Here is a 16,244-nt window from a genome sequence, read left to right on the forward strand (position 1 = left end):
CGCCTTCAGGGAATCCCATTCGAATCGAAGCGACATCAAGACAATCTAAGCCCTTTGCGTTCCCCTAGGCATAGCGTTCCGCGCTCCAACGTCTCGTCGAGATGAATCGGCAATGGCGTATAACGTTCCAGCGTTGCCGAACCCTGAGTCTTGGCGCGGGCCGTGCTTTGCACGGCACGTGCCAAGGCGAAGGGTTACAACGGAGGGCCGAAGGCCCGGAGTCGGCACACGCGTTGTTATACGCTGCGGCAAACCGCCCCAAGTCTTCGAGATCATCCTCAAGAAAGAAACTTCGTCTTTCGGTTCGGAGTTGGTCACGTACAACGAGAACGAGTGTTTCGTTCTACCGCCTCGGCAAGTCAAGTGAACAGAATAGCACCAAGGAGAATGCCTACGATTGCCCCAATTGGAGTGGTGCCCAGAGCTGACGATGATGACGCCCCAAATTCTGCGACTCGGGGCGGTGCGTCGTTCTCAATGAGCCGCAATTTCCGGTACTTGCTCCAATCATTCACAATTGGAATGGCCAAGGGGACCACAGCAGCGGCGAACGATCCCCAGCCAATTGATTCCGGGCCAGCGATCCAACCAAACAGGAGTTCAGCAGCGAAGACGGTCAGCACGGCACCTGCCACACCGCCGAGGAATCCGAGGAACGGCATGCGCAGTCGTTCTGGAACCAGAGCGAAAACCATGCCACCGATAAGTCCCACTCCGATCACGCCCGCGGTGAAAACGAACTGACTGACGACGAGTACGATCACATACGCGACGACGACCATGGGACAATTCCTTGAAACAGTAGTTCGGGCGATCAGCTATGAGCTTACCCTCCGGGCGTCCTCCGGCTTGACACCTTCCCGGGTGCGCGAAAGATCCGCCAACGGATGCAGGTCGTATCGGCGATTCAGTCCCCGTTGTCTCAACACGCTCGCCTCAAAACTGAGAATACAGGGGCTCAGCGCTCGTCACAATCATTCCGACCAGCGTGGCATACAGGGCGATGCCGAGCAAGGTACTCCAGAAGATGAAGTGGACTTCTCGCGGGTCCCTGGCTGTTCCTTGTACCGGGAGGGCATCTCTTCGGGAGGCCTCGGCAACCCGCGAACTCCAAATCGGAATGCCAATTAGGTGCCAGCCAAGCAGTATGACGGCGAGGCTCGCGGCGGCGAGGCGACCCGGCCAGTAGGACGCGATTAGGACGATGGCTAGGCCCGGCAGTTTCTGGAGCACAGCAATGATCGGAGGCGGGGTAAAGAATGCCGCTACCGCGCTTTTCCCGAGCTGTATCCAGTCGTGTCGAATCATGGGACGCAGCTGAACTTCTCACTCCGCTGATGGATCGGGCTGGTATAGCTCGTGGTCCGCGAGTCGTTTGCCAGCCTGATCGCTGGTGAACGGACCATTCGCGCGTCTGATCTGGACGCCTCCGACCCGATTTTCGGTTTGCCGTTGCGTATAACTACTTATCTCCGCACTACCAAGTCGCAAACACCCTCCAGATCCGAACTTACGCGAACCCTCGTACGGGGCAATCCCTCTGCACACGTCGCAATCCGTCGCGTCGCAATTCATGATCTGGAGGGACTTATCACGAATCGCAAGATTCCGGGATGGCTCGGCCCTTCCCTGCCATGCTACCCCTCAGTGTACCTCTGATCGCCGCGCCGACTCGGCTACCGTTCGATAATTCTCATCGAGCTCCGGCTCCATGAGGAGGATCGCCGCGATTCGTCGCGCGATGTTCGTCACCTCTCGGACCTCATCCGGCTTCAGCCCGCGGCCGAGGAGATCCTTCTCTCGGTAGCTCAGCCACTTCTTGATCACCTGGTAGCCTCCTAGCGTGTACTCCCAGACCCGGGACGGGATGGACCTCCAGTAGGCGCGATCATTCAGGTACACGTCGACACAGGTATTTCCGAGGAGTACCAGCGGATCGCTCGCATCCCCGTACGACAGGATCGCATCCCGCTCCGTTTCCGTGTACGGACGCGCTTCCGCCCTTCCCTTCCCCGGCATGGTCACGCCGCGTGCCCCGGCGTATCCCCAGCGGGCCGTCACGTCGAGGTCCCCCGCATCCGGATCGAGCTGGCCTCCGCCGACCCTCGTGATGGGGGCGATGGCCCGCAGTTCCGGGCGCATCGCGCCAGTGGTTACTCCGGCCGTTGTCACCGCGACGACGGGAGACTCCGGGTTCAGCAGAGCCGCAAGCCTACGTCCGAGCTCGGCCGAGGAATCGAGCAGTTGCCGCGAGCCGGGCAACGGTACGCGCGGCCAATCTTGGCGGAGAGCGCCTTCGTTCTCCGCGCGGTATGAAGGAGAATAGAGGACCGCTATGACGTGATGAAATAGGGCGGAAGCGCTGTCCCCACCGGCACCAACGTCGTCCATGTAGGTCCTGGAAAGAGCCGACAAATTGTTGCGACGATCACCCACTGATGTTGTGGGCGACTCGGACTGAGCGAAGAGGTCCTTTGGCGCGTCTGGCCCCAAGAGGGAAATTGGGAAGAGGTTCGCGCCCCGTTCAACGATATGCCGCGATCCGTGGCGGCTGGTCACGACCGGGGGATCGAACTGACGTCGGTGAGTTCGTGGCAGGACAACCCATGACATATTTCCGTCCACGTGCGGAACGTACTCGCTCCGCTTCTCGTCGAGCAGCTTCGTCTCCGGCTCCCAATAGAGCCACCGCACGTCGAAGGGCCGGTAGCAGTATCGGATGATCCTCCCCTTTTGCGTTCCGCGCCCCACCAGATACTTGCGGACTTCGGGGCCGTCGAAGCGGCCGGAGACGGCCATCGCGGACGGATATTCCGCCCCGATTGCCGAATCGGGAACGCCGGGGTCCATGTATCGTTCGATCCGGGCCTCCAACCGATCCCGATCGATGTCGACCAGAAATTCGTCTCGACTCGGTTGGATGCCCGGAAACGACTGCGGAAACAGCTCCGGCAGCTTCGGCCAGCTCAGATACCCTTCCGCCGTCTTCCGCGGCATCAACGGGTACCCGATCTCCGCCGCCGGCCGGAGCGCCTCGTACTCGACCGCCCCGACCGCCTCGCTCTCTCCTTCGAGTTGGGCGAGCTTCCCCTTCCCCCACAGGTCGCGGTACCGGATCGAATCGGTGGTCTCGTGCGCCTCCTTTCGAACGAGGGTCGTGATCGCGGTTCCGACCTGGATCCCTTCCCGGTTGGTTTCGGTCGAGAAGATACTCGGGTCGGGATCCCCCTCCGGGGTGAGTTTCCCTGTCCGGTACTTGTCCCCATTCAACGAATCGATGTCGATCCGGTCGAACCGCTCGATGAACCGCTCCCGCATTCCGGTGAACGAAAGCCCGTCCAGCCATGAATAGTTCGAGATGAAGCAGACCACCCCCCGGTGGGGCTCCATCTCGGTGATCATCCGCTCGGCCATCCGAAAGAACCGCACGTAGAGGTCGTTCAGTCCCTGCCCCTGCGGCTTCGGCGCCCGCTTCGTAATCCGGTAGGCATCGGTCAGGTCGCGCTCTTCCCCGATCGCGATGCCGGCGTACCCGCTGTACGGCGGATTTCCGAGAATCACCAGGATCGGCGCCTCCCGCTTCACATGGTCCGCCTGGTCCCGCTCCTCCGCGAGCTCGGGGAGGGCGATGGTGAGCTGGTCCTTCGGGTCCTTGGGCGGAACCCACCCGGTGAGGGCGTTCGTCAGGTAGACGCCGGCGCGCTCCTCTTCCGCGAAGGGGACCTCCATCTGCTGGACGAGAAGCCCGAGCTGAAGGTGGGCGACCACGAAGGGGGCGGGCATGATGTCGAAGCCGAACACCCGGGTCAGCGCGGCCTTCTTCACGTCGGTGGCGAGGAGGGCGTCGTCCCCCTTCTCGCGGAGCGTCCGCTCGATGCGGTGCAGCACCTCGACCAGGTAGGCTCCGGTGCCGCAGCAGGGGTCCAGGACGACCACACGGGGGTCCGCGAGCCCGTCCACGACGTCGAGCTCGGTGCGGAGAACGTGATCCACCTTCGCCACCATGTACTTCACCACCTCGGGCGGGGTATACCAAACGCCGAGCTGTCGGCGGAGTTCGGGGTCGAAGGCCTCCAGGAAGGGCTCGTAGAAGTACTGGACCGCGTGCTCCTCGCGGAAGCGGGTGAAGAAGGCGGTGCGGTCCACCCGGTTCAGCGCTTCCGCCGTCCAGTCGAGCACTTCGACGAGCTCCAGGCGTTGAAGGCGAGCCGGATTCGCGACCTGGTGGAAGAGGGTCCGGATCATCGGGACCCGGAGGTTCCAGACCGTCTCCCGCCAGTTGAAGCGTCCCTCTCCCCCCTGCCGGCTCCAGAGCACCCAGGCCGAGAAGGCCCCGTAGAAGAGCGTCTGCACCAGCGTCGAGCGAAAGAAGTGTTCCCCTCTCTCTCCCTCGAAGCGGATTCCGAGCGCGCCTTCGAGGGATTCCCGAAGGGTGGTGAGGGCGGGAAGCTCGGAGGCCTCGACGCGGGCGAGGGCATCCTTCGCGTACGAGGCGAGGAACCAGGCGAGGTCCTTCGGCTCCGCCAGCGGGGCCGGGCGGAGAAGGACGCGCTTCAGGTACTCGAGGCAGGGCTCACCCCTCTCGGCGGCGGACTTGCGGGGGTGCTTCAGGGCTTCGAGGAAGGCGTCCTCCGACGACGCGATCCGGAAGGATTCGAGGACGCGGCGTTGCCCGGTGTGGTCGGCGCCCACGAGGACGAAGTCGCGCAGATTCGTGACGAGTACCTGTCCGTAGCGGCCCAGGTACTTTTCCACCTGCTCCGTTTCCGCGATCGCGAGAACGTCCTCTTCGAGCCCCTTCACCTCGAGCGCCCCCCGCTCCGGGAGCTGCCCCTCCGCCGGCTCCTCCGCCGAGGCCTTCGGAAACTGGTCCTGGGTGAAAAAGCCACCGTCCGGGATCCCGCCCCCGGTGTCCCGTAGATTCACGATCGTGCGGACCTTCGGGCGAAGTCCCTTCCCCGCCTCGTTCAGGAGCGCCGCAAGCGGAGCATAGTACGACGTCTCCTTCACGCCGCCCCCCGAGAGGCGGATGTCGCGAAGCTCCTTCAGGTACGTCTCGAGCGGGTGCATGGCGCGAAGGTGCGAGAACGGTTCGGGACGGCGCAGCACGAAGTGCGAGAATGTACGTTGGTAAGGCGGGCGGTGAAAATCAGGGACGTTCGATGCCGCGAAGCTGGGGCCGCCTTCCTCGTCCGCGGAAGCGCCGCGTCGAAGTCCCGACCCACCCTCCAGCGCCCCATCCCCTTTCCGCGACAGCGGGAACCGCGCCGCGCCTGGGGGTTTCCAGAAGAAGACCCCGCCCCCCGCCGGCGCGTGGGCCCGGGCGACCCTTCCTCGATACGCACTTCTTTCTCTGGGCGGTGACGGATCACCCGCGGATCGCCGAGTTCGGGTGGCTCGATGCGCACCGCCCGTGGGGAGTTTCTCCGGTCTCCTTCCTCGAGATCAAGTTCCTCTCCGAAGCCGGGAAGCTGAAGGTGAAGGGCGAGGCCTTCGTCGCGGCGGTTGGAAGCGACCCGCGATTCGTCGTGGACGAGGCGCCCCTCATGGCACTGATCGCCCAAGCGATGTCGCTCGACTGGACGCGCGATCCCTTCGACCGGCTTCTCACCGCACACAGCCTCGCCCGCCGCACGCCACTATGCACCCTCGACCGCCGCATCCGCGACCATCACCCGCTGATCCCACGAGAGCTGCGAGGCTAGGTGGAAATCAAGGGCGGTAGCGGTCGCTGAACCAGAGGTCGAACGTCTCGAAAGCGTACGGTGCAAAGGCGTGCATGGCCTCGGTCGTGCTCCGTCACGAGAGCGCCAGGAAGGAGGGTCCCTCCTCGGCCTCGAATTCCAGGATCTTCGCTCTCCGCGACCGCAGAATGGCCTCGATGTCGCCGGTCGAGCAGTTCCCCCGCCGGATCCAGATGACCTTGGGGGGCGGGCCACGTAGAAAGCTCACCTGGTGGAAGTCCGAGTCCTAGGAGACGATAGTGAGCTCGTGGTCTCGGGCGTAATTCCAGATCGCGGCGTCGTCCACTCGTGCCAAGCCAACGTCTCGAACTGGACCGGCCCCGGAAACACGTCTGAAAGGCTGCTGACGAGACGCGGCGAGAGGTTCTCGTCGAGGAGGAGCTTCACTCGGGGGGAATCGAAACGAGCCTTCGCTCACGCTCGGCAGCGAAGGCCAGGGCCGCCCGAACGTCTTCGGATTCCAGGTCCGGGAAGTCGGTCAGGATCTGGTCCTCGGTCATCCCGGAGGCGAAGTACTCCAGAATGTCGTACACCGTAATCCCGAGCCCACGGATACACGGCTTCCCGCCCCGTTTCCCCGGCTCGATCATGATGCGGTCCATGTAATTCATGCCTCAGAATACCCCTTGACGGAACCAAGGGTCAATCTCCAAGGAACAGGAAATTCAAACCGCCTGGCGAACGCGACAGCCGAGGTCGGACACGGGTCTGGGGGAGAGCAACGAATCCGGGAGCGAAGTGGTGGGGAGAGGCCGGGTACGTGAAGGAACCGGCCGGGGCGTCAGGACGTGGTCATCGGTGGCGCCATGTCCGGATGAGCCGGGAGGATGGGAGGAGGGGCGAGGGTGGCCAAACGCGGAGCGGAGCTCCGAGGAGGGAAGAGGTCAGGCGTCCCAGTGATCCGGTAGAGACTGATCGAAGTCGAGCTCGGGGAGAGGCTCGGGAACGGAGGGGTCGAACGCGGGCGTCTGATCGAAGGAGAGTTCGGCCTGCGGGGGAGCGAGCGCGGGCGTGAGTCGCGGAGGCCGGTGTGGAAGCGCCAGATGCAGGAGGATGGCCTGGACGGTGGGAGGGTCGGTGATAAACGAAATGACCCTCATCTCACCGCCTCAGGCGGGGCACAGGAGCGGAAGCACCTTGTAGACGCGCGCGAGGAGCCGTGCCCAGGACATGCGGGCGGACGTGCGCAGGCGGCTCACCGCGGGCACCGGTATCGGGGCCGGCGTCGGGGCGGCCTCGCGGGGGGGCTCGGCGGGACGAGGGAGCGGAGCCACCTCCAGGTGCGGCCTGCCGAGGGCGACGACGACGGATCTCAGCCTCGCATGGGGCGCGAGGACGCCGTGATAGCGGTGGCGGTGGATGCGTGGGGGCGGGACCAGGCGGGTGAGCCGTTCGAGAAGCTCCATCGGGGTGAGCCGGATCTCGGTGCGACCGTCCGGGTCCGGTGCGGCGAGGCGGTAGAGGAGCGGAGCGCCGGGTGAGGCGAGAGAGGTGATTCCCTCGGGAGCATGGAGGCGCTCGAGGGCGAGAGGCCCCCTGGCACAGTAGCGTACGAGCCGCTCGAGGCCGGCCCGGTCGTCTCCCTCATCCGCACCGACGCATCCACATTGAACCCGCCGCTGCCCCGCCATGTGAGCATGTCGGCCGCAGCGTCCTCGGCGAGAAGCCCTCGCCTACGGAACGCGCGAAGCACCCGGCGTTGCACGAGCCCAGCCAGCTCCGCCCAGTGCTCCGGCCCGAGCCCGGTGGCTTCGTGGAAGCGGACCTCCTTCGCAGGGCCGTCGGGTTAGGCACTGGCCCCAGCCGGTCGAGCCTCGCTGAACACCCCGTCCATGGCGAGGACGTGGAAGTGGTAGCGCGGGTTCAGGGAGTTGCCGGACCTCTGCGGAAAGGAGATCGCCGCGAGCTCCGAACCCGGGGGCGCCGTCGGACTGGTCCGTCGTAGCGTCGTGCGAAGGGCGCGCACGAAGATCCCGAGCACGGTGCCGGCCACCTCGGGGTCCCGGTGCAGGAACGGTCGGAGCCGCTTGGGGAGGGAGAGCACCCACTGCCGGACGGGCAGATGAGGGAGTACCTGGTCCGTCAGATTCGCTGCGACTTCCGCCATCCTCCGGGCGTTGCACGACGGGCATATCCCCCGTCCCTTGCAGGAGTACGCGAGGAGCCGTTCCTGGCCGCAGTCGCCGCAGCGCACGCGGGCGAAGCCATGCGCCGGGACGCCGCACCTCAGGTACCGGCGGAAGTCCGCCTCCACCCACCCGGGTAGGCCCCACCCCATGGAATCCGTCTCCTCGGCGACGGCGAGGAGCGTCTCGAGGTGATGCTGGACCGCGGGGTAGAGCGGAGTGGCGGTCGGACGCCGTGGGCGATAGAGAGCACCCGCGGTACGAAGCTCCGGTGCGACGGCGGCGGGGACCCACCGGTGGATGACACGGGACGCGGGCGGCCATCCTGCAACCCAGCGGCATCAAGCGTCCGGGGACATGGCCGGATCGGCCATGCGACTCCACGCGCGGACGGGACCGGCTCGCGCTCGCGCCGCTGTTGTTGGCGTAGGGCGCGGGCAGCCCCTTGCCCCTCCGCGCCCGCGCCACCATTTTTCCTCCATAAAGGAGGATTCATGGCCACGCTGAACATCAAGGATTTTCCGGACCCACTCTACGCCAAACTGCGGGAGAGGGCTCGACAGGAGCGGCGCTCGGTAGCCCAGGAAGTCACTCGGATTCTCGAAGAGGCGGTGGAGGAGCCGGAGCTTCACTCCATCCTGGAACTGGAGGGGTTGGGAGAGGATCTCTGGGGGAAGGTGGACGCGGCAGCGCACGTGGAGTCCGAAAGAGCCGCGTGGGATTGATCTCCGACCTGGGTTCGGGACCGGTGGCGATCGACACGGCCGCCATCATCTATCTGGTGGAACGCCACCCGCGCTACCTCCCCATCCTGCGCCCCTGCTTCATGGCGGCAGATCAAGGCGATCTGGAGTTGGTCACCTCCGCGATCACCCTTCTTGAGGTGCTCGTGGTCCCGTACCGAGCCGGAAATCTGGCTCTGGCTGAGCGGTACGAAGCCCTCCTCACGCGCAGCCGTGGCCTGGAGGTCGTGGAACTGGACGACCGTCTCCTGAGAACCGCAGCAAAGCTTCGGGCCAGATGGGAAGTGCGCACCCCCGACGCCCTTCAACTCGCCGCCGGACTCCTGAAGGGGTGCTCGGCCTTCGTGACCAACGATCGGCGGATCCCGGAATCGGTAGGACTTCGGATCATTCAGCTCAGCGACTATCTCTAACTCATCGCCTGTCAGGGGATGGCGCGCGGAGTGGTGAGGGAGGCGAAGGCGCCTGGAGTTTCTTGCCGGACAAGCGGCTGTCGGCGATTCTTGAGCCTACCATGGCCCCCACCCGGCGCTCTCGGAGAGCGAAGCCTGGGCCCGGGCTCGGGATCTGGTCGGCGGTGAGCAATCCTGATCTGATCGGCCTCTTCATCGGGCCGCTCGAAGAGCTCGGTATCCCCTACATGATTACGGGTGGAGTCGCAGCCGTGATCTGCGCGGAGAGGCCTTGTACGTGGTGCCGGGAGTGGATACGATGGCTACGCACCGTCCGGGTGCCGCCGTCGTGAGGAAACCTCTTCTCAGGAAGTCCCCACGGCGTAAGGCCTCAGGCGGTGTTTCCCCCCCATCATCTCACGACCGCACGATCCGGGTTCAAAGACGAGCCAGTGGTTGCGAAATCGCGCAATGATCGACGGAAGGAACCCGGGCCGGACTCCTGGTCAACCCTGACTTGGGAGGACCTGGAGCAATGGGCGGGCAGCCGGAGCGTGTCTCGGGGGAGAAGCTATCAGCAGGAGGATCGCGTCAAGGATTTGAGGATCGCCAGCGGCGATCAACTCCTCGCGACGGTGACGGGCACCCGACCGTACGTCGTCACGGTCCAACGGACGAAGCAGGGACAAGTCCGATCCCTTTCCTCCCAATGCACTTGTCCGGTGGGAACCGAGTGCAAACACGCCGTCGCGGTGGTGGTCGCCCTGCTCGATGCCTTGGCCGAGGATCTCGACGTGCCGCGGGCCGATCCGGACGATCCTCGCTGGGAGGCTCTGGCCGAGGAGTCGTTCGGTCTTGACGAAGATCTCGACGACGAACCGGAGCCGGTCCACTCGAGCGCGACGCGGGGCCGAGCGTCCCGACGTTCCCGGTCCGACAGCGGTGAAGAGGTCCGCGCGTATCTTCGCGGCCGGAGCGCGGACGAACTCGCGGTGCTGATCGGCTCGCTGGTCCAGCGGTACCCGGAGGTAAGTGCCGACCTCCGCGAACGGATCGCGCTCGCCGAAGGCAAGGTTGGGGCTTTGGTGAAGGAGGCCCACCGGGATCTCCTCCGGGTGACCGCGATCCAGCCATGGCGGAACAACTGGACGAGCGAGAGGGAGATCCCCGACTACCAGCCGCTCCAGCGCCGCCTCGAAGGCCTCGCCCAGAGCGGACATTTCGACGAGGTGGTGTCGATCGGGCGCGAGTTGATTCGTCGCGGTATCGAACAGGTGGGTCGGGCCGACGATGAGGGCGACACCGCCATCGCTCTGAACGACTGCCTCCCGGTCGTGTTCGACGCCGTCGTCCGGTCCTCCCTGAGCGGGTTCGAAAAACTTCTGTTCGCGGTCGACGCCTTGTTGGAGGATGACTACGAGGTGGTCGGGAGCGCGGCGGACCCGGTTCTCGACGCGGATTATCCTCCCGCCGACTGGTCCCGGGTGGCCGATGCGCTGGCCGACCGGTTGAAGGAAGGGGATAGGTCGGTGGCGGCTGGCTGGCGTGGGTCGGTTCGTTCCTTCGCGCGCGACTACGAGCGGGACCGGATCACCGACATGCGGGTCCGGGCCCTGGAGTACGCCGGGCGGTCGAGCGAGGGGCTTCCCATCCTCGAATCCGAGGCGCGGGCCACCGGCAGCTATCAGCGCCTCGTCGACCACCTGATCGCGGAAGGCGAAGACGCCGACGCCGCCCGATGGGCGCGGGAGGGTATCGAAGCCACCCTCGACACCCTTCCGGGGATCGCGTCCGGACTCGCCGGGTCCCTCTGCGAGATGGCGCGCCGCCGCAAGCAGTGGCCGGTCGTGGCCGCGCACGCCGCATGGCGGCTCTTCGACCTTCCAAGCGTCGCGACCTACCAGGAATTGTGCGCTGCGGCGCGAAAATCCGGGTGCCTCGAAGCAGTGCGGCGTGCGGCGGAGCGATTCCTGGAGACGGGCGATCCTCCGATCGGAATCACGACCTCGAAGAGGGGGAAAGTCGAGATCCGGGTGGCGGACGACTGGCCCCTTCCCGTGCCGGACGAGCTGGCCTTCGCGTCGCGACGAGCCCGGACCTCCCCGAGGCCGCACTACGACGTCCTCATGGACCTCGCCATCGCCGCGAAGCGACCGGAGGAGGTGCTCCGCTGGTACGATCGAATCCAAGAAGCCGAGGGTCGGTCGCGGAATCCCCGTTATGAGTACGGAGAGCCGCGGGCCGACCGCGTGGCCGCGGCCGTTGCCGAGTCCCACCCGGACCGTGCCCTCGCCATCTACGAGCGCGCCCTGGATGCATGGCTGAAGGAAGCGAGGCCGGCCGCCTACGAGGCCGCCGGATCGTATCTCCGGAGGATGCGACCCATCTTCAAATCCCTAGGCCGCGAGTCGGAGTGGAAGGAGCGCGTCGCGGAGCTACGCGAAACCTACCGGCGCCGCCCGCGCTTCCTCGAGGTCTTGGACGCCGTCGAGGGCCGGAGCATCGTGCGGACTCGGAAGTCGCGCTGGCGCGGCCCCTGAGGCGGGAGGCGGCCTTTGCACTCCGCGGGCACCCGGACGTCCTTGCCTGTGGAGGGCGGAACGTCGGATCCGGGAAGCTCCGAAAAAAAAGGGGGAATCGGATGGTCCCACGCCTGCTGATGGTGTGGCGGGATCGGCGCGGAGGACGGACCGGACCGCTATCGTGTAGCGGTCCCACCGTTCGCCGAAGGCGATCGAAGCTCACTCACCTATGATCGATCCGTCATCCCATCCCTGCCAGATCCTGGATCCGTCATCCCATCCCTGCCGTTCGGACAGCCGTTCGCATTCGTCGCGGGGGAAGGGAGCCTGTACGTCGGAAGCATCCACGGATTCGAGGTCCGTCGGATCTCGCTCGCCGACGGTCGCGAGAGCCGGATTCGCGCGTCGCATTTGGATTTGACGACGACCGAGGCCGACCGCGACGGCTTCCGCGAGTCCACGCTGTTCGCGGCGACATTGAGCAATCGGGACCTTCCGAGTGTGGAGCGGGCGCTCCTCGAGGTCGAATACCCGGAAACCATCCCCGCCTTCTCACAGCTGCTGGAAGACTCGGAGGGGTACCTATGGGTGCGCCACTTCAAGATGCGGTGGTCCACGGGCCCTGAGGAGTGGAGCGTGTTCGCGCCCGAGGGCTACCTCCTGGGAATGGTGGAGACCCCCGAGGCATTCCAGGTCCGGCAGATCGGCCCCGACTTCATCGCCGGCATCTGGACCGACGAGCTCGACGTGCAGTACCTCCGAATGTACGCGCTTACGAAGTGATCCGGTGACACGCTCGGCGAGAGATGCGGATCATTTCGTTCATCATCGGTCTTCCCACCGTCCGGACCATCCGTCGCCACGTCGGCATCTCGGATCGACCTCCGCCCCTCACCCCCGCTCGCGCTCTCGCGCCCCGCCCCACATCCGTCCGTCTCCAGTGGCTATCGGGCAGCGGCCGGCCTCAAGAGAACTCTTGGACCTTCTCGACTCCCCGTCCTAGCTTCGGCCAGACGCCCAGGAGGGTGGTTGAATTCCCTATTCGTCGAGGAGCCGGCTCTGTGTATTGGCTCAGGGAACCGGCAGCAGGACGACGAAGGTCTGACCGTCGGAAGTGAAGGACTGGAACGCGCGCGACGTGAACCCCGGCGTCGGAGCCGGCAGGGCGAACAGGACACGCGGCTCGCTCACCCGGAACGTCGGCGTCGTGGTGACTTCCACGGCCATCACCTCCACCTGACCCGCGGGCGGCGGTGAGCCATTCAGCCGCCTGGTGTAGAGAATCTCCCTGCCATTGGGCCGCCAGACACTGCCGCCCACCGCAGGGCCATGCGTGCTGATCCGCCACGTCATCTCACCAATCGTGTTTTCGGCCGCGTCGAATGACCGGACGTAGTAGTCAGCTCCGCGCCCAGATTCCTCTGACATATAGGCGACAAACCGGGAATCGGGAGAGAAGGTCGGCCATCGCCGCTCGAACTCGTCGCCGGGGAAGGCGATGGCCTCCCTCGCGAGCGCGTCGCTCCCGGTCAACGGCACCACGAACAGCGCGGCCCCGGACGCAAAGCTGAGGAAGCGGCCGTCCGCCGAGAAGTTGAGGCTCTCCAACGGCACGCCTGACGCATTGCGGAATACCAACTCACGGTCCCCGGCGCCGTCCCAGGCCTTCCGATAGAGCTCACAATGTGGCTGGCTTTCGCACCCGTCGGGGGACACCCATGCGACATATGCGCCGTCCGGAGTCCACTGGACGAGATCGTCGTGCGGCCCGTCGGGAGGCGTGGTGACCTGCACGCTCCGGCCAGTGGAGACTTCGACCGTCCAGACACTGGGGCGTCCCGTCTGGGGATCTCTCCGCGACACCGCCACTTTGGAACCATCCGGCGACAACGCGGCGCTGCCGTACAAACCGGGTTCCCCGACGCGACGCAGCTCCCTGCCGGTGCGATCGAACAGCGTGATCTGATTGAGCGGGGGAGCCGGCGGCACGGCGAATAAGAATCGCTCGCCATCGCGGGTGACGTGACCGAGCTCCGACATCGCAGGCGCCTTGAACAGAAGCTCGGGCCGACCCGCCTCGAAGTCCTGACCGACTGTCACCTCCGCCGCCATCACATCCAGGTTCGCTGACATGTAATAAAGCTGACGACCCTGACGGGGCCAGACGACTTTCCCAACGTCCCCATACCAGTCCCACCCTGTTCCCCAGGCGTCGCCATCGGAGATTTGCCAGGCTGGTGCAGCGGCCTCCGGGCCGTCAGGGTCGAAGCCGCGAACCCAGATCGAGTAGCGTTCGGACTCGCCAGTCTGGTACGCGACAAACCGTCCATCCGGAGAGAAGAACGGCCCCATCAGGCTACTGGACCGCGAACTGAGGATCTCGGTTGGTTCACGCGCGCCGGGAGGGCCGTCAACGGCCACCACCGACATCGTCGCTCCGGGAGTCTCCCATGTGAAAAAGCCAAGGTAGCGCCCATCCGGCGACCAGTCGGAGAGGAGCGGCGTGCCCGAGTGTTGATACAGGAACTCCTCCTCGCCTTCGCCCGTGGCGGACTTGCGATAGATGCCGTAGTACGAGCCGCGCAGCGCCACGTACGCCAACTGGGTGCCGTCCGGCGACCAGACGAATGATGACATCTCGCTGAGTTCCTGCACGATTAGTCTGGCAATGCGCGTTCCCGCACCGGTCGCCACGTCGAAGACCCACAGGTCCGCATTGCTCTGGTAGTTGATGATGACCGCCACGCGCGTCTCGTCGGGCGAGGACGCCGGCTTGAAATACGGATGGCGTTCGCCCAGCGTCGCCACGCGCAGGCCGGCGCGGTCATGGACGGCCAGCGTCCGCGCATCTGGCGGAGGAGGTGCGACGTTGAACAGGAATTGCTGCCCGTCGCGGCTGACCGTGGCGCCACTGATGGTTCCGGTTAGACGGTAGGGGGCTGTGAAGAGCCGCGTTGGGCTTCCGGAGGTGAACGCTGGAGGATTGACCTCCACCGCCATGACGTCCTGGTTCGCATCCAAGTAGTACAGCTCCTCGCCATCCATCCGCCACGAGATCATGCCCACGCCACCGCGGTCGGACACCTGACGCGGTGCGGCCTCCAGCGTCGGTCCGGCCGGTGCGGCGGTGTCAATGGATCGGATCCAGACTTCTCCGCGTCCGGACTGCCCTGACACGTAGGCGAGAAACCGGCCATCGGGAGAAAAGCGGCCGCCACGAGCAGCGGCCTGCGGACCGACTTCGATGGCCTTCCGCTCTCCGGGTCCGGCGAGTGGCAGCAAGTACAGGCTCGTGTTGTCGTAGAAGGCGAGGAGACGCCCGTCCGACGACCAGTCTGTGAGATTGGGCCCAGTGGGATGCTGGTACAGCAACTCCGCGCTTCCGCTGCCATCCGCGGCCCGTCGATAGATCCCGGGCCCGGGCGAACCGCTGGCGGCATACACGATCTGGCGGCCATCGGGAGACCACACGGGCGAGGTTTCAACGCGCGCGGAGCCGGACGTGATCCGTGCGCCGGCGCCTGTTGCGAGATCGATCACCCAGATCTCGGTGTTGTCCGTCGCGGGGTTGCGCCGGCTCACGGCCAGCCGCGTGCCATCTGGCGAAAACGCCGGCCAAGTCTGAATCGCGCGCTCGCCAGCAGTTCGCACGACCGTTCCGTCCCGGCCGTACACGCTCATCACGCCCGCGTTGGCCTCGAAGGCGGCCGCAATCTGTCTCGCTCGAGCGGCCGCCTGCTCGGGTGTCTCGGCCTGGCCCTGGGCCAATGCAGGTGCGAGCCACACGGCCGCGGCGAGCGCGGCCCTCATCGCCGCCACCGCGATCGCGTACGATCTCTGCATTGAGGATCCTTCCGCAGTCGTCAGCAATTCTGCGGACACAGCCCGATCACCTGGCCCTCGGCGAGCCGGAGCTCTCGTATCAGACCGGACCTGTCGCCGCTTCGTGCGGGGCTGGCCTCGACCGTGATGGACCTGCCCACGGACGCCTCAATGGCGGGGCGATTCGCTTGAAGCCGACCGGGAGCCGGTCCCTCGAATGACCACCGCTCGGCCTGACCCTGATCGTCTTGCGTGTCCACGAACAGGTGAATGTGCGGATTGAACCATTCGATCCTCGTGAGCGTGCCGGTGCGGGTGAGGCGCGTATTCAAGTCGAACGCGGCCCGCATGTTGTGGTGCGCCGACAGCGACGCGGCCGCGACGGCCGTTAGGGCAACGGCTGCACACATCACCGCCGTGACTCGAGACGAGCGCATGGGCAGCTCCCGCGTGCGGGCTCTGATGAGGGCTGAGGCTCAGCGCCGCGAAGGCCTCGCGGCGTGGCGGACAGGCTCAGGAAAGCGGGGTTGAATCGAGTGCGGTGATTCTATGCCGCTCCGGCGACTGACGCAAAGGGAAGCGTGACGCTCACTGGGTCGAGTGGCTCCGCTCACCGAGGGCGACCTCGCTCGGGCACCCGCGACTGACGATTAGCCCGGCGGATCAACCCGGCTAAGCTGCTGCTCCAACCTGGTCAAGCGGTCATCCGCGGCCATACGGATAGGCATCATAGGGGCATGGCGTCCGCTGGCGGCCCCCCTTAGCTCCCCCGAGCTTTCGAGAAGACCCCGCGGCGCCGCTTCGAAGGGGAGCGGGAGGAACTCGCCATGGAGGCGGCTCGGTTGATGGCGCGCTGGGAAGCGCTCGAAGAGGTGATTGCGGCGAGGTGGCATGC

General features: G+C 65.7%; 15 protein-coding genes. 5 read left to right on the plus strand and 10 right to left on the minus strand.

From position 1 onward, the window contains the following. Nucleotides 1-359 precede the first annotated feature (359 nt). The 3 genes from WEG36_05880 to WEG36_05890 form a co-directional block, all read right to left on the minus strand. A complete protein-coding gene (locus WEG36_05880; protein ID MEX1257129.1) occupies nucleotides 360-782 on the minus strand; it encodes a hypothetical protein in 423 nt (140 codons plus the stop codon). A 154-nt stretch (nucleotides 783-936) separates the two neighbouring features. Then, a complete protein-coding gene (locus tag WEG36_05885) occupies nucleotides 937-1,308 on the minus strand; it encodes a hypothetical protein (GenBank protein ID MEX1257130.1) in 372 nt (123 codons plus the stop codon). A gap of 336 nt (nucleotides 1,309-1,644) precedes the next feature. Then, nucleotides 1,645-5,070, minus strand: coding sequence for a type ISP restriction/modification enzyme (locus WEG36_05890; GenBank protein MEX1257131.1), 3,426 nt, complete (start codon nucleotides 5,068-5,070; stop codon nucleotides 1,645-1,647). Between the two features lie 92 nt (nucleotides 5,071-5,162). Here WEG36_05890 and WEG36_05895 point away from each other — a divergent pair, with 92 nt between their 5' ends. Beyond that, complete coding sequence (locus tag WEG36_05895) at nucleotides 5,163-5,705, plus strand: PIN domain-containing protein (protein MEX1257132.1); 543 nt, start codon at nucleotides 5,163-5,165, stop codon at nucleotides 5,703-5,705. Nucleotides 5,706-5,799: 94 nt separating this feature from the next. Here WEG36_05895 and WEG36_05900 read toward each other — a convergent pair whose 3' ends face one another. The 5 genes from WEG36_05900 to WEG36_05920 all read right to left on the minus strand — a co-directional run bounded on the left by WEG36_05900 (nucleotide 5,800) and on the right by WEG36_05920 (nucleotide 8,022). After that, a complete protein-coding gene (locus WEG36_05900) occupies nucleotides 5,800-5,952 on the minus strand; it encodes a DUF5615 family PIN-like protein (GenBank protein ID MEX1257133.1) in 153 nt (50 codons plus the stop codon). 175 nt (nucleotides 5,953-6,127) lie between these two features. Beyond that, nucleotides 6,128-6,355: a DUF433 domain-containing protein gene (locus WEG36_05905; GenBank protein ID MEX1257134.1), complete on the minus strand. Its 228-nt coding sequence runs from the start codon at nucleotides 6,353-6,355 to the stop codon at nucleotides 6,128-6,130. A gap of 273 nt (nucleotides 6,356-6,628) precedes the next feature. After that, entirely contained in the window at nucleotides 6,629-6,844 is a 216-nt protein-coding gene (locus tag WEG36_05910) for a hypothetical protein (protein MEX1257135.1), read from the minus strand. A 9-nt stretch (nucleotides 6,845-6,853) separates the two neighbouring features. After that, nucleotides 6,854-7,375, minus strand: coding sequence for a transposase (locus WEG36_05915; protein MEX1257136.1), 522 nt, complete (start codon nucleotides 7,373-7,375; stop codon nucleotides 6,854-6,856). A 155-nt stretch (nucleotides 7,376-7,530) separates the two neighbouring features. Beyond that, nucleotides 7,531-8,022, minus strand: coding sequence for a transposase zinc-binding domain-containing protein (locus WEG36_05920; GenBank protein MEX1257137.1), 492 nt, complete (start codon nucleotides 8,020-8,022; stop codon nucleotides 7,531-7,533). A 342-nt stretch (nucleotides 8,023-8,364) separates the two neighbouring features. Here WEG36_05920 and WEG36_05925 point away from each other — a divergent pair, with 342 nt between their 5' ends. The 4 genes from WEG36_05925 to WEG36_05940 all read left to right on the plus strand — a co-directional run bounded on the left by WEG36_05925 (nucleotide 8,365) and on the right by WEG36_05940 (nucleotide 12,310). Then, nucleotides 8,365-8,595 (plus strand): hypothetical protein, encoded by a 231-nt coding sequence (locus WEG36_05925; protein MEX1257138.1) that lies wholly within the window; start codon nucleotides 8,365-8,367, stop codon nucleotides 8,593-8,595. Then, nucleotides 8,586-9,026 carry a PIN domain-containing protein gene (locus tag WEG36_05930; GenBank protein ID MEX1257139.1) on the plus strand — a complete coding sequence of 147 codons (441 nt, stop codon included), beginning with the start codon at nucleotides 8,586-8,588 and terminating at the stop codon, nucleotides 9,024-9,026. Before WEG36_05925 ends, WEG36_05930 begins: the two co-directional genes overlap by 10 nt. 578 nt (nucleotides 9,027-9,604) lie before the next feature. Next, on the plus strand, nucleotides 9,605-11,545 hold the full coding sequence (locus tag WEG36_05935; GenBank protein MEX1257140.1) for a hypothetical protein: 1,941 nt from the start codon (nucleotides 9,605-9,607) through the stop codon (nucleotides 11,543-11,545). A gap of 399 nt (nucleotides 11,546-11,944) precedes the next feature. Then, nucleotides 11,945-12,310 (plus strand): hypothetical protein, encoded by a 366-nt coding sequence (locus tag WEG36_05940; protein ID MEX1257141.1) that lies wholly within the window; start codon nucleotides 11,945-11,947, stop codon nucleotides 12,308-12,310. Between the two features lie 288 nt (nucleotides 12,311-12,598). On the opposite strand, the gene WEG36_05945 is transcribed toward WEG36_05940, so the two are convergent. Next, on the minus strand, nucleotides 12,599-15,337 hold the full coding sequence (locus tag WEG36_05945) for a hypothetical protein (protein ID MEX1257142.1): 2,739 nt from the start codon (nucleotides 15,335-15,337) through the stop codon (nucleotides 12,599-12,601). Between the two features lie 53 nt (nucleotides 15,338-15,390). Then, nucleotides 15,391-15,786 carry a DUF6152 family protein gene (locus tag WEG36_05950; GenBank protein MEX1257143.1) on the minus strand — a complete coding sequence of 132 codons (396 nt, stop codon included), beginning with the start codon at nucleotides 15,784-15,786 and terminating at the stop codon, nucleotides 15,391-15,393. Between the last annotated feature and the right edge of the window lie 458 nt (nucleotides 15,787-16,244).

Source organism: Gemmatimonadota bacterium (assembly GCA_040882465.1).
Taxonomy (GTDB): domain Bacteria; phylum Gemmatimonadota; class Gemmatimonadetes; order Longimicrobiales; family Gaopeijiaceae; genus JBBEBG01.

What these genes read in the sequence shown, in the direction of transcription:
- WEG36_05880 (MEX1257129.1), bottom strand. Translation starts at nt 782, where the DNA reads ATGGTCGTCGTCGCGTATGTGATCGTACTCGTCGTCAGTCAGTTCGTT.
- WEG36_05885 (MEX1257130.1), bottom strand. Translation starts at nt 1,308, where the DNA reads ATGATTCGACACGACTGGATACAGCTCGGGAAAAGCGCGGTAGCGGCA.
- WEG36_05890 (MEX1257131.1), bottom strand. Translation starts at nt 5,070, where the DNA reads ATGCACCCGCTCGAGACGTACCTGAAGGAGCTTCGCGACATCCGCCTC.
- WEG36_05895 (MEX1257132.1), top strand. Translation starts at nt 5,163, where the DNA reads ATGCCGCGAAGCTGGGGCCGCCTTCCTCGTCCGCGGAAGCGCCGCGTC.
- WEG36_05905 (MEX1257134.1), bottom strand. Translation starts at nt 6,355, where the DNA reads ATGAATTACATGGACCGCATCATGATCGAGCCGGGGAAACGGGGCGGG.
- WEG36_05910 (MEX1257135.1), bottom strand. Translation starts at nt 6,844, where the DNA reads ATGAGGGTCATTTCGTTTATCACCGACCCTCCCACCGTCCAGGCCATC.
- WEG36_05915 (MEX1257136.1), bottom strand. Translation starts at nt 7,375, where the DNA reads ATGGCGGGGCAGCGGCGGGTTCAATGTGGATGCGTCGGTGCGGATGAG.
- WEG36_05920 (MEX1257137.1), bottom strand. Translation starts at nt 8,022, where the DNA reads ATGGGGTGGGGCCTACCCGGGTGGGTGGAGGCGGACTTCCGCCGGTAC.
- WEG36_05925 (MEX1257138.1), top strand. Translation starts at nt 8,365, where the DNA reads ATGGCCACGCTGAACATCAAGGATTTTCCGGACCCACTCTACGCCAAA.
- WEG36_05945 (MEX1257142.1), bottom strand. Translation starts at nt 15,337, where the DNA reads ATGAGGGCCGCGCTCGCCGCGGCCGTGTGGCTCGCACCTGCATTGGCC.
- WEG36_05950 (MEX1257143.1), bottom strand. Translation starts at nt 15,786, where the DNA reads ATGCGCTCGTCTCGAGTCACGGCGGTGATGTGTGCAGCCGTTGCCCTA.